The 12,046-nt window shown below is 43.9% G+C and carries 16 protein-coding genes, 3 tRNA genes and 1 pseudogene; 10 read left to right on the top strand and 10 right to left on the bottom strand.

The window, feature by feature from the left end; all coding sequences use genetic code 11:
* The 4 genes from Q0241_RS15685 to Q0241_RS15670 form a co-directional block, all read right to left on the bottom strand.
* A partial coding sequence (locus Q0241_RS15685; protein ID WP_299379138.1) for a GTP-binding protein occupies positions 1–146 on the bottom strand: 146 nt, incomplete at its 3' end.
* Between the two features lie 98 nt (positions 147–244).
* A tRNA-Gly gene (locus Q0241_RS15680) sits at positions 245–318 on the bottom strand.
* A 39-nt stretch (positions 319–357) separates the two neighbouring features.
* Positions 358–443: transfer RNA gene (locus Q0241_RS15675), tRNA-Tyr, on the bottom strand.
* A gap of 36 nt (positions 444–479) precedes the next feature.
* A complete protein-coding gene (locus tag Q0241_RS15670) occupies positions 480–608 on the bottom strand; it encodes a hypothetical protein (RefSeq protein ID WP_299379136.1) in 129 nt (42 codons plus the stop codon).
* Positions 609–638: 30 nt separating this feature from the next.
* Here Q0241_RS15670 and rlmB point away from each other — a divergent pair, with 30 nt between their 5' ends.
* Positions 639–1,502: a 23S rRNA (guanosine(2251)-2'-O)-methyltransferase RlmB gene (gene rlmB / locus Q0241_RS15665; protein ID WP_299379134.1), complete on the top strand. Its 864-nt coding sequence runs from the start codon at positions 639–641 to the stop codon at positions 1,500–1,502.
* Between the two features lie 272 nt (positions 1,503–1,774).
* Entirely contained in the window at positions 1,775–2,407 is a 633-nt protein-coding gene (locus Q0241_RS15660) for a TetR/AcrR family transcriptional regulator (RefSeq protein WP_299379132.1), read from the top strand.
* 172 nt (positions 2,408–2,579) lie between these two features.
* Here the strand turns inward: Q0241_RS15660 and Q0241_RS15655 are convergent, their stop codons facing one another.
* A complete protein-coding gene (locus tag Q0241_RS15655) occupies positions 2,580–2,975 on the bottom strand; it encodes a nuclear transport factor 2 family protein (RefSeq protein ID WP_299379131.1) in 396 nt (131 codons plus the stop codon).
* A gap of 202 nt (positions 2,976–3,177) precedes the next feature.
* Here Q0241_RS15655 and Q0241_RS15650 point away from each other — a divergent pair, with 202 nt between their 5' ends.
* Positions 3,178–4,050, top strand: coding sequence for a TIGR01459 family HAD-type hydrolase (locus tag Q0241_RS15650; RefSeq protein ID WP_299379129.1), 873 nt, complete (start codon positions 3,178–3,180; stop codon positions 4,048–4,050).
* A gap of 122 nt (positions 4,051–4,172) precedes the next feature.
* Here the strand turns inward: Q0241_RS15650 and Q0241_RS15645 are convergent, their stop codons facing one another.
* Entirely contained in the window at positions 4,173–4,730 is a 558-nt protein-coding gene (locus tag Q0241_RS15645; protein WP_299379127.1) for a cupin domain-containing protein, read from the bottom strand.
* A 208-nt stretch (positions 4,731–4,938) separates the two neighbouring features.
* On the opposite strand from Q0241_RS15645, the gene Q0241_RS15640 reads away from it, so the two are divergent.
* Positions 4,939–6,291 carry an aspartate aminotransferase family protein gene (locus Q0241_RS15640; RefSeq protein WP_299379125.1) on the top strand — a complete coding sequence of 451 codons (1,353 nt, stop codon included), beginning with the start codon at positions 4,939–4,941 and terminating at the stop codon, positions 6,289–6,291.
* A 145-nt stretch (positions 6,292–6,436) separates the two neighbouring features.
* Positions 6,437–7,555 (top strand): alanine dehydrogenase, encoded by a 1,119-nt coding sequence (ald, locus tag Q0241_RS15635; protein WP_299379123.1) that lies wholly within the window; start codon positions 6,437–6,439, stop codon positions 7,553–7,555.
* A 210-nt stretch (positions 7,556–7,765) separates the two neighbouring features.
* Here the strand turns inward: ald and Q0241_RS15630 are convergent, their stop codons facing one another.
* On the bottom strand, positions 7,766–7,999 hold the full coding sequence (locus tag Q0241_RS15630; RefSeq protein ID WP_299379121.1) for a hypothetical protein: 234 nt from the start codon (positions 7,997–7,999) through the stop codon (positions 7,766–7,768).
* Between the two features lie 506 nt (positions 8,000–8,505).
* Between Q0241_RS15630 and Q0241_RS15625 the strand changes: the two genes are divergently transcribed.
* Positions 8,506–8,581 (top strand) — tRNA-Thr (locus tag Q0241_RS15625).
* Between the two features lie 77 nt (positions 8,582–8,658).
* On the opposite strand, the pseudogene Q0241_RS22605 reads toward Q0241_RS15625, so the two are convergent.
* Positions 8,659–8,727 (bottom strand): annotated as a pseudogene (locus Q0241_RS22605) (hypothetical protein); the annotation flags it as partial.
* A gap of 92 nt (positions 8,728–8,819) precedes the next feature.
* Here Q0241_RS22605 and Q0241_RS15620 point away from each other — a divergent pair.
* Both Q0241_RS15620 and Q0241_RS15615 read left to right on the top strand, forming a co-directional pair.
* On the top strand, positions 8,820–9,317 hold the full coding sequence (locus tag Q0241_RS15620; RefSeq protein WP_299379120.1) for a hypothetical protein: 498 nt from the start codon (positions 8,820–8,822) through the stop codon (positions 9,315–9,317).
* A 222-nt stretch (positions 9,318–9,539) separates the two neighbouring features.
* The gene (locus Q0241_RS15615) at positions 9,540–9,986 is read left to right on the top strand and encodes a hypothetical protein (RefSeq protein WP_299379118.1); all 447 of its coding nucleotides are present in this window, start codon (positions 9,540–9,542) and stop codon (positions 9,984–9,986) included.
* Between the two features lie 140 nt (positions 9,987–10,126).
* Here Q0241_RS15615 and Q0241_RS15610 read toward each other — a convergent pair whose 3' ends face one another.
* Together Q0241_RS15610 and Q0241_RS15605 are read right to left on the bottom strand one after the other, a co-directional pair.
* On the bottom strand, positions 10,127–10,369 hold the full coding sequence (locus tag Q0241_RS15610) for a hypothetical protein (RefSeq protein WP_299379116.1): 243 nt from the start codon (positions 10,367–10,369) through the stop codon (positions 10,127–10,129).
* 109 nt (positions 10,370–10,478) lie between these two features.
* Positions 10,479–11,144: an IS1595 family transposase gene (locus Q0241_RS15605; protein ID WP_299379115.1), complete on the bottom strand. Its 666-nt coding sequence runs from the start codon at positions 11,142–11,144 to the stop codon at positions 10,479–10,481.
* Positions 11,145–11,159: 15 nt separating this feature from the next.
* On the opposite strand from Q0241_RS15605, the gene Q0241_RS22600 reads away from it, so the two are divergent.
* Together Q0241_RS22600 and Q0241_RS15600 are read left to right on the top strand one after the other, a co-directional pair.
* Positions 11,160–11,702, top strand: a complete 543-nt coding sequence (locus tag Q0241_RS22600; RefSeq protein WP_366941193.1) for a helix-turn-helix transcriptional regulator — start codon at positions 11,160–11,162, stop codon at positions 11,700–11,702.
* Positions 11,703–11,794: 92 nt separating this feature from the next.
* Positions 11,795–12,046 (top strand): hypothetical protein (locus Q0241_RS15600; RefSeq protein ID WP_299379113.1); only part of this gene is annotated, 252 nt, incomplete at its 3' end.

Here is a 12,046-nt window from a genome sequence, read left to right as displayed (position 1 = left end):
TCTGCAAAATCAGTAGCTTCGCCACCACTGGCTTCTGCCAATACTTTCGTGATCGCAGCAGTAAGAGTTGTCTTACCGTGGTCAACGTGACCAATTGTACCTACGTTACAGTGCGGTTTCGTCCGCTCAAACTTTTCCTTAGCCATCTCGCCTAATTCCAGTTCTGATGGACGACCACGCGTCCTCAAGCTCAAATACATTAAAAGCCCGCACTTGAAAGCATGCGAGCTTCAGGGATAAATTTTGGAGCGGGTGGGGGGAATCGAACCCCCATAACTAGCTTGGAAGGCTAGGGCTTTACCACTAAGCTACACCCGCATACATCACACAACGGAACTCAATCAACTGAAATGTGGATGGTGGAGGGAGTTGGATTCGAACCAACGTAGGCAGACGCCAGCGGATTTACAGTCCGCCCCCTTTAGCCACTCGGGCATCCCTCCATGTTATCCACGCTACCTCTAAGGGAGAGGCTTCAGCTACCGAGCATTTCGGTGTGCGTTGATGATGCGAAATATGTTCATTTCCAGACGCATGTCAACTGGAAGATCCATAAAAATATCATCATTCCTGTTTTTTTCTTCGTGATGAACTGTCATATAGACCATGAAACGAAAACTCCGGAGCAAAAGACTGTCATGGCAAAGCCCAAAAAACTGCGAAAAAAGAACTCTTCACAACGCTCAGGCAAAAAAGAAAATCCCGGAGCAGGAAATTTATGGCTCTATGGTATTCATGCCGTCCTTGCAGCACTTGGGAATCCAGATCGGCAGATAAAACGATTCGCAATTACACCGGATACCAAATCCAAACTAGAATCGGAACTTGCCGAAATTGAATACGAGACGGAACGCAAACTTGTTCCCGATCATGTTGCAAATGCTGATTTGAATGAACTCCTCCCCCCCGGTGCTGTGCATCAGGGAATTGCCTGCTTGGCCTCTACCATTGAAGAGACATTTATAGAAGACATCCTGACCGAAGTTAAACTGGCGGAACGTGCAGCCGGTAAAAAAGGTGATGATGATTGGGAATTCCAGCCAGAAGGCAGAACTGTTCTCTTAATCCTAGATCAAGTAACTGATCCTCAGAACGTCGGGGCAATTTTGCGTTCAGCAGCGGCCTTTGGGGCCAAAGCTGTGATTACCACCGACAGAAATTCGGCCCAACCAACGGGATCACTTGCAAAGGCCGCCTCAGGCGCCCTTGAACACATCCCTTATGTTGGTGTCACCAACCTTGTCCGTGCTATGGAACTGGTTAAAGAAGCTGGCTTCTGGTGTTACGGCCTCGCTGGCGAAGGAGAGAAAGTACTTTCGGAAGCTCTTCCAGCCAACGGCAAGATCGCCCTTATCATGGGCGCAGAAGGAACAGGCCTCAGACGCCTTACCCGGGAACACTGCGATATGCTGGTAAATCTGCCAACGACGGATGCATTTGGGGTTCTTAATGTTTCCAGTGCCGCCGCCGTAGCTCTTTATGAAACAGCACGCAGCAAATAATACCATTCGAAGCCAACGACTTACCTGATAGAACCATCCTATGGAGCGATCAGGTAAGTTGTTGCAATTTGCCTATTTTATTTTTTTCACCTAAAACGGCTAGCCCAACAAGACCCAACCAAAATTTGTTTGGTTTGCAAAAATCACCTAACTTAGTTAGGGTAAAAACAACGAGCGGTAAAAATACCGCCACTAATAAGGAAGAAAGGCACGACCTTTAAAAAGTGCCGCGAAACAAAATAACTTTATTAATAACACCAGCAGAACTCAAAATGCCGCCACCTAAACGCAATAAGTATCTTTCCAGCTCATTGAGCACACGCGACTTAATTGTCGATGTTGCCGAACAGCTTATCGCCCAACACGGCGTTGAGGGGCTAAAACTCAAAGACATAACAAAAGAAATAGGAATACAGCTTCCCTCTCTCTACGCCCACTTTGCGGGGCGAAGTGCTGTGCTTATCGAAATCGGGAAGCGTATTCTTGAAGGCATTGTTGAAGATTTTGACGAAATCGAAAATCTTCCCCCACGCGAAGCCCTGAGAGAACACACCCGGTTAATGGTACGGCGCTATACAAAGAACAGAGCACATGTACTTGTTTTGCTTGCTGATTTTGCTGCCCCACAGGGTATTGATGCCCTTAATGCAAACGAAGCGATCCTTTACCCCTATTACGAACGTCTTACTGCTGTTTTGGAAAAAGGCCGCGAAGAAGGCCTGTTTAACAAAGTAGAAACTGAAGAGTTCATTGCCAATCGTCTTGGCATAATTTTGGTCAACATCGCCTTTGCGTCTCTTAAAACTGGCGTATTCACAGAAAAACAGGCTGCCCGCCTGGAAGTGAATGCTCTTGCCCAGATTGATTCGATGCTGACAGATGGCGAAACCGGAACAAAAGCTTAAAAGCGAGAACAGATACTTAAAGAAAAATAAGGTAACACCCAGATACTACCTGTTACCAGATCTACCTGTTAATAGTATTTGGGCACTACACCAGAATACGTAAAAGCCTCAGTACAGATTAGAAGCGATTAATGATCAAGTTCGGGGCCAATCTTTAAGCCCATACCTATCTTTAAGACGGCATCACTTCCTCTAAATGCCAAAGCTTGGCCACGACACGCCATGATCCCTGCCCTCTGACAAAACACAAGTGATCGACAAATATATTGTCATGAATTCTCAATCGAACTTTCACTGTCGCACAATCACTTGATAACCAGTCAATCATGATGATTTCATCTTCTCGTTCTTGCCCCTTACTCGCGGGGGAAACACGTTGCGAAATGACATTACGATAATCTCTAATAGGATCAACTGTTACATCGTCCTGATCTGCATCAAACAAGCTTGATGCCGGATGAAAAACCTGATCAAACAACTCAAGATCACAATAATAAAGCGCATTGAAATAAGTCTCGACCGCGTCAAATAAACCACGATGAGATAAAAGCGCTTTGTTTGTTGGCATAACCTAATCCTTTGAAGAATTTATAATATCCAAAAGACTATTGCCTGATAAAATATCTGCCAGACCCATTACTGCCAAATACCATAAAGCACGTGCCAAACACGTTCGATATCGATTAAGAAAGGAAACCATCCACCCCTGTCATAGCTCCTTTTAAAAGTGTATGGTTTTGATTACCCCATAGTTTCTTTGAAAGTATTTCATGCACATCCAAATTCTGAAGGGCTTGTCTGAAGTTATCGACGATTACGATCTTTTTATCTTCGATCTTTGGGGCGTGATGCATGATGGTATTACGGCCTATCCCGACGCAATTAAATGCCTACAAACTCTTCGCGCACGAAAGAGTTCAGAAATAATACTTCTATCTAATGCCGCGAGATTGAGCAGTTCAATCACCGCTCATCTAACCAGCCTTGGCATAGCAGAGGACATGTATGACGCATTGCTAACGTCTGGGGATGTAACTGCAAGCATACTCTCTGACAGGGAAAAACAACAAAGCCACCCTCGTGGACCACGGTACTTTCATATAGGCCCAGAGCGCGCGCAACCAACACTGGATGCCTGTGGCGGCCAAGAAGTTGTATTGGAAGATGCAGAACTTGTTATTTGTACTGGCTTCTTTAGGAAGGAAGATCAAGTTAACAGCTACACAGACCTATTGAAGTCTGCGTTGACGCTTAACCTACCCATGATTTGTGCCAACCCAGATATTGTTATTCATCGTGGCGGCAAAATTATACCTTGTCCCGGCGCTATTGCTGCCCATTATGAAGAACTGGGCGGGGCGGTTGAACGCTTTGGCAAACCCTACCCTGCTATTTATAACAGCGTGTTTTCTAACCTGACAAAGATACCTAGACCCCGCGCCGTCATGATAGGTGATAGCCTAACAACAGATATCCGTGGCGCCAGACAGGCAGGTATTGACAGTCTATGGATTAGCGGCGGCATTCATGCCAAAGACTTGAATATGCAACCAAGTGGTCAGCTAGAACCCGACAAAGTACACGAAATTGCGGAACAAGCCGGCGAATGCCCGAGAGCGATTTTACCTTGGTTACGCTGGTAGACCCTTATCACCAAAATTGCTTCCCTTCTTTATCTCCGTAATCGCCTCAGCAACAACTGGATACGTTTCCTGTTCCCCCCCAAGCATTCACCTTCTAAATAATGAAAATCAAAGGGCTTGGGTTAAAAGGTGGGCGGTGTACAAGCCGAAATAATAACCGCTTCTTTTGTTCCTGGATTTCGCCAACGATGCGGAATACGGCTATCAAAGTAAAAAGCATCCCCTGCTTTAAGAACCTTTCGCTGATCACCAACTGTTAATTCAATCTCGCCACTGACGATAATGCCGGATTCTTCGGATTCATGACGCAAAAGCGTTTCACCGGTGTCCGCCCCTGGTTGAAGTTTCTCATGCAAAATCTGTAATGCCCTGTCGCTAAGATCGCGCCCGACCTGTCGGTACGAAATATTACCACTTCCGATTTCGGTCAGGTCCTCTGCTCGGTAGAATACCTTTTGCCTTGGGGTCAGATCTTCCGAGAAAAAAGCCGAAACCGAGATCGGAATTCCCGCGAGAACTTTTTTCAAAACGCCGACCGAGGGACTGCTCTTATTTTGTTCAATCAACGAAATAACAGCATTAGAGACTCCGGCTCGTTTTGCCAACTCTCGTTGCGATAAACCATTGAGCTGTCGCAACGCCCGCAGGCGCAGACCGAGGTCAAAATCATCATCTTCCATTAATTTCACTTTCTTGCTTATTATTTTTAACACTATTAACAAAAAAACCACTATATGGGTATAAAAAAGGGGGTGTTGCCTATTTTTTTAATCATGTATGATTGTTTTAAAGCGATGCCAAAAATGATTACGGGCAAAAAATCACGTAACGACAGAGCATCAAATCGAAAGACTAAACCCGAAACACTGAACATGGGAGGCGGGTGTAATGAGCAACCTACCTTTGAATAACGAATTCGATAGATCACCAAACAATCTTGATGCTTTCTGGATGCCCTTTACGTGGAACAGAAAATACAAGAAAGAGCCTTTGATGCTAACAAGCGCCAAGGGCATGCACTACACAACAATAGAAGGCAATCAGGTTCTCGATGGTACCGCAGGTCTATGGTGCTGTAATGCAGGACATGCTTGTGAGCGCATCACGACGGCTGTGCAGGAAACAATTGCCAAACTTGATTTTGCCCCCACCTTTCAACTTGGTCATCCCCTTGCCTTTGAACTCGCATCTCGTGTCACAGCAATGCTGGATGGATACGACCACATGTTCTTCTGTAACTCTGGATCAGAAGCCGTGGACTCCGCCCTTAAAATAGCCCTCGCCTATCACAGAGCACGCGGCGAAGGACAACGCACACGCCTTATTGGCCGAGAGCGTGGGTATCATGGAACTGGCTTTGGCGGCATTTCAGTCGGGGGCATTGTAAAAAACCGCAATGTATTTGGCACCTTGCTCGCGGGTGTTGACCACCTGCCGCACACGCACAACCTGGAAAAGCAAGCCTACACGAAAGGGCAACCTGAATGGGGTGCCCATCTTGCTGATGATCTTGAACGTATCTGTGCCTTGCACGACCCCTCAACCATTGCGGCGGTCATAGTAGAGCCTATGGCAGGATCTACCGGTGTCCTCATGCCGCCAAAAGGGTATCTGGAGAAGCTTCGCGCTATCTGTGACAAACACGGCATTCTACTGATCTTTGATGAGGTGATTACCGGGTTTGGCCGCCTTGGAACCCCATTTGCCGTTGATAAATTTGGTGTAAAACCAGATTTGATCACCTGTGCAAAGGGACTGACCAACGGTACGATTCCTATGGGCGGTGTTATTTGCCGCGAAGGCATCTACAAAGCCTTTGAAGACGCAGCCGATAATGACCCTAGCAGCTCTATCGAACTGTTCCACGGCTATACTTATTCTGGCCACCCCGTAGCAGCTGCTGCAGGCCTTGCAACTCTCGAAACTTATAAAGAAGAAGGGTTGTTCGAACGCGCACAGGAGCTTGAGGAATATTGGGGTAACGCCGCGCATAACCTAAAAGGAACACGGCATGTCATAGACATCCGGAACCTCGGCCTCATCGGTGCCATTGAATTGGAATCACGCCCAGGTGAAGTTGGAAAACGTGCCTATGAAGCTTTCAGAAAGTGTTTTGATAAGGGTGTTCTTGTTCGGGTCACAGGTGACATTATTGCTCTGTCACCTCCACTGATTATCGAAAAAGCACAGATTGATCAGATCTTTGAAACAATCCAGACTGTTTTGAACGATTTGGACTAAACCGTCTGTAAAAACAGCGCGGATAACCGGTGTGGACCCATCAAAAAGATTGGTCTGCACCTTTTAAGAACCTACTGCTAAAATAAACTAAGAACACAATTAGAAAATTAGCAGTTTGAGCGACAGAACAAGGAAAGAGAAAAACATGTTGATTGGTGTTCCAAAGGAGATCAAGAACCACGAGTATCGTGTGGGCTTGGTCCCAAGCTCTGTGAGAGAGCTCGTACATAATGGTCATCAAGTTATTGTAGAAACCAATGCCGGGGGTGGCATTGGTTTTACAGATTCTGATTACGAAACTGCTGGTGCGTCGATCGTTACAACCGCAGCAGAAATCTTTGCAAAATCTGAAATGGTCGTGAAAGTAAAAGAGCCACAGGAAGTTGAATACAAACAGCTTCGTGAAGGCCAATTACTATTCACTTACCTGCATCTGGCACCGGATGCGCCACAAACCCATGGCTTGCTCGAATCTGGATGTGTAGCCGTTGCATACGAAACTGTTACAGATACTAAAGGCACTCTCCCGCTTTTACGCCCGATGTCAGAAGTAGCAGGTCGCATGTCAGTACACGTTGGTGCCAATTGCCTGCACAAAGCAGCGAACGGTTCAGGCGTTCTTCTTGGCGGTGTCCCCGGTGTTGCACCGGGTAAAGTCACGATCATCGGTGGTGGCGTTTCCGGAACACATGCTGCGCGTATGGCAATGGGCCTTGAAGCAGAAGTCACGATCCTTGATCGCTCTCTGCCACGTATTGACGAGCTGAACAGCCTTTATGGCAACAAGTTGAAAGTTGTGTATTCCACAGTTGACGCCATTGAGAAATATGTATCCGAAGCTGATCTGGTTATTGGTGCGGTTCTGGTTCCCGGAGCTTCGGCACCGAAACTTGTCAGCCGCGAACTGTTGGGCAAAATGCGTCCGGGGTCCGTTCTTGTTGATATCGCGATTGACCAAGGCGGTTGCTTTGAAACATCGCACGCGACAACACATCAGGATCCTACTTACGAAGTTGATGGCATTATCCACTATTGTGTTGCCAACATGCCGGGCGCCGTTGCCCGCACATCAACCATCGCTCTGAACAATGCCACACTGCCATTTGCCCTTGCGCTGGCAAACAAGGGCTACAAAAAAGCGTTGGCAGACGATCCACACTTGATGGAAGGTTTGAACGTTGCGTTTGGTAAAGTAACCTGTGAGCCCGTTGCTGAAGCACATGACCTGGAATATGTATCTGGCACCAAAGTACTGGGGCTATAGAACAAGGGCCTCTTTAAAGACCATATAATCCCCCTCAACTAAGGGGCGAACAAAATAAGGCGGGCCCCTAACGAGCGCTCGCCTTATTATTTTTGCGATTACTCAATAAAAAAGCCCTCCCCACCAATAATGAATCAGACAATATTGGACCAGAGAAGGCTTTATAAGCAGATGCTTTTTAAATTAGTGACAGATAGACGTCAGACACCTTTACGAGGCTAGAAGAGAGAGGTCTCCGCTCAGCATGTCACTTAGGCCTGTTGCGTCCAGAAGAGGAACAGAACACAAATCATTGTCCAGCAGATCTCCGGGAGCCAAACGGGCAAGATCCACCTGATCAGATGACACGCGCCGTGCAGCTGTTGATAAATCAACTCTTTCAGAGGAAATCACTGCTTCGAAGTCGGTAACTTTAAAATCAAAGTTTCGAGTGTCGTAATCCATTGCAAGCATCCTTAATATCGCACTATTCGCACTATCTATTAAGGACAGTATAGAAGGCCCTACGTAATAGGGGTGTAGCATGATGGGGGCAAAGCTAGGGCATTCCTGTGACGGAAAAGTTTACAATAAATTAACCATATGTTGATGATGCCAAATTTCTTAATACAAACAATTAATTAGATCTTCTGGACAGAAACATAACAGGTTCACATCACACAGCCCTTCTGTAGAAAATTTAACAAGACGTGATCAAAAGACATAACGCTTCGATCCAACATAAATCAGGGTAAAAACCAGATTCCTTTAACGGCGACATGAACAATAGGAATTAGGAGAAAACAAACCGTAAAAATAACTGTTTTATTTCAATGAATTACGTAAAATTTAAAAAAAATATTTTTTTTGTCATTTTCCTCTTGAGTAATTTAAACGAATCACCTAAATTCCGCCTCGTCGCCACGATGACTTCCCAACGAAGTCGCAAAGAATAAGTGGTTGACCATTGTGCCTCTATAGCTCAACTGGTAGAGCACCTGATTTGTAATCAGGGGGTTCCGGGTTCAAGTCCTGGTGGAGGCACCACTTCTTTTCAAGCACATAGCTACATCATCCAATCGCTAAAAACGCTCTGGCTAGTAAATGAGCTATCTATACCACGCCTAAAACACATCCGGCGTATTATCCCATCTCGTCGTGTATTTTGGTGACACCATCCTCTGTCTCGTCCTGTATCTTCCATTTTATCAGGATTGAGAGTAAATACTTCTAGATACTCTGAGATTCTTGTCGCAAAAATTTCCACATGAAAGAGAGATAGCTTATGAAGTTTATGTTTAAAACACTCATAGCTATTATTTTTTATATTTTCACAAGCAATGCGCTTGCTGATAACCGCGTGGAAGAAGAAGCAGATTTCACCAAGTTTGAAGACATCTTTAATGAGACAACTCACAAGCTTAATCTTGATTACAAGGTGACAGCAGCAAAATGCGTAACTGATGATATATATTATTGCAGTTACCATATAGGCAACGACAGCATCCTACTGACTAAAGGTCAAAAATACTCCAAAATCGCTGCCTCTGTTACAGTGGTCAATGGAGATAAAAACAAATTTCTTCTTCTTGCTCTCAGCGTTGCATTCATTATCGACCCCTCTTTGAGTACTGACGAAGTAATGCAAATCATTAAAGGCACTGTTCTACCTGTAACTAAGACACAGACCAATAAAGCAGAAGTAACATTCAATGGATTTAAATACTGGGCTACAGCACAGGGCGAAAAAGTGTTTTTTTACAATATTATACTCAGCGAATAATCTCATAAATCGTTTACCACCGTCTCATCATCAATTACTAATTGCATAATGCTCCTCTCTTCCTTAGGTTGAATAAACCAACTAAAATCCAATTGAGTGCTGTATATATTTCATTCATAATTTCACCGATTTATTAAACCAATGATCTACAAAAAATTACTTTTAACACTTTTCAGTTTTCTGTTAGTCGCGTGTGCATCTAATAATAAAGATGCTGAGACAGTGGCCCAGCTCCCCAACAATACATCCGAAGAAAGCCTAAAAGATAAGCGGCTTGCACCGTTATCGGGTGAGGAAATTACTCGGCTCATACTAAACAAGACAATTACTGGTGAATATGTAAGCACGCCGGAAATCCCCCTCAAAGACCGCCGCTCGTACTGGATGGAATTTTATAATGAGGACGGATACTCAATCTATCGCACTTGCAATACAACCAGTGTTCCGAACCAATGGAATTGCACAAAAAAGCTAACAGGACAGTGGAAGATCTTTGATAACAAACTGTGTCTCAAATATAGGAAATCAAAGAATTTCACGCATTGTTTTCGGGCGTACTTTGATAAAGAAAATTATATGATCGTAGCAACAACAGGAAAATCAGCTGGTTATGTTCGTGGGATAGCAACAAAAGCAACAGACGGCTTTGTTGAAGAACACCCTTTTTAATAATGAGCAACTAACCGTACCAGCGCGTTGCCTTATTACATAGACACTCATAGTTCACGAAATTGAATAGATGAAAACAGTGTTTATGAAACGATTTATCCAGAAAGCGAAAAATTAGGCCTTTCCAGCCAGCCCCTACATTATTGTGGGTCTTGCTCTTTCTGAAGGCTCTTCTCGTACTCTTCCCAGTAGTGCGGAACACTTTTTAACTGTTCTTTTTCATCAGGATCTTTGATGTGTTTATCCAAATATGTTTTGAGCTCAGTAAAGCTTGAGATTTCAGGCACATTAAGGTCGGCAAGGAAGAGATCAATCCAGCCTGCGGCGTCTTTTGGTAAAACTGACTTTTCCTTCAAAAATGACTTGAAATCACCTGTACCCATACCGAACTCTCCTACTCATTTTTCCAGTGCACCAAAATCCTGTCCCCGAATTACATAGCACGTTTTTAAATGGCTAAGCGATTAAAGCAAAAGGGGCTGTCCTAGATAACTAGTTCAAATATACTTTAACCCATTGTCTTATTTGTGTTAATTGGACAGATGGGTCACTGTTGTTAAAACGCCACTCACATTCCTTTAAAAATAGTCCAAAATGCTCCTTTGGAACACCGTTGAATTTTCTCAAATGGCGTTTAGCCTGATTCCAAAAATTCTCAATTCCATTGATGTGGTTTTTCTTGTCAGCAAACAACTTTGAATGATTGATACGGAAATGTTTAAACTCTGAGACATCCAACACATTATACCCTCTCCAACAGTCAGAATAAACAATGCTATCGGGGATAACTTTTCTTTCAATAATAGGGAATAATGTTGCTGACGACGCATCAGGTATAACCTTTGTATAGACCTTGCCTCCGCGCTTCAAAAGCCCAAATACCGGGACTTTTCCCGCTGCTCCACGGCCACGCTGTCCTTTACGCTTTCCGCCAAAATAGCTTTCATCAACTTCGATTTCTCCGTCAAAAATCTCAAATCCTTCTTTCTCAAGTTCATAGCTAATAATCTGACGAAGTCGATGATAAAAATAAGCTGCAGTCGATTTATTGACACCAACTATCGATCCCGCAACTCGGGCAGTAGATCCGGATACAAAATGTTCAATCAAGCGGCCTTGTTTGTAAGGGCTTAAGCGGCTCTTTCTCATGGCTCTCATGATAACACCTAATTTGTGTTATCTAGGACAGCCCCAAATAAAATAAATCAGGAAAGAAAGCTTCTAAACGTCAAAAGTAACACACTGCTGGATCACTATTTTCAATCTCTCAAAATTCTAAAAACACAGCCCCTTACGTCAAAAGGCTTATTAAGAAGCAAACTTTTGGAATTCTTACATCTGTTAACACTAACGACCCCAGAAGTAGATGTCTCATCATTGATTGCTCAGCAAGGACCGAGATCAGAAAAGCGAAATGTCAGACGTTTATTACAAAAACCGTCCCATCTAAAACTCAACATTGGTGATCTAGCACGCCTTTCAGGTAGGAGCTTATCCAGTTTTAACCGTGATTTCCGGGCAACATACAACATGCCACCAAAACAATGGCTTAAAAAGCAACGCCTAACATATGCAGAAAAGCTTTTACGCAAAGAAGACCTGACAATAACGGAAATAGCTTTTGATATCGGTTATGAAAATGTCTCACATTTCATAAAGTCGTTTAAGGAATCATATGGAATGACCCCGAAAGAATATCGGCTATTTATAACATAATGAAGTAAAAACGGCATTAATGGCATTTTCGAGGTAGTTTGTTTTTTTTACTGGTCTAGTTTCTCCACTGTAATCAGTAATGGAGTAGAGAAATGACAACCAGAGTTACTTTAAACTGTCAGATAAACCCTGAAAAATTTGACGAATTAATTGTTTTTCTTAAACAAAATCTACCAAACGTCCGTAACTTCGTCGGAAACATTCGTGTCGATATTTTCTTTGATCAGGCAAAACAAGAAATGCTGATTGATGAAGATTGGAAGTCCATCGAGCATCATCAGAAGTATATCGAATTTATCACTGAAAACGGAATTATGGATAGCTTGATCAATTATTTTCTTGCC

The organism is uncultured Kiloniella sp., from assembly GCF_937128705.1.
GTDB lineage: Bacteria > Pseudomonadota > Alphaproteobacteria > Kiloniellales > Kiloniellaceae > Kiloniella.
This window is presented reverse-complemented; position numbering and strand designations above follow the sequence as displayed.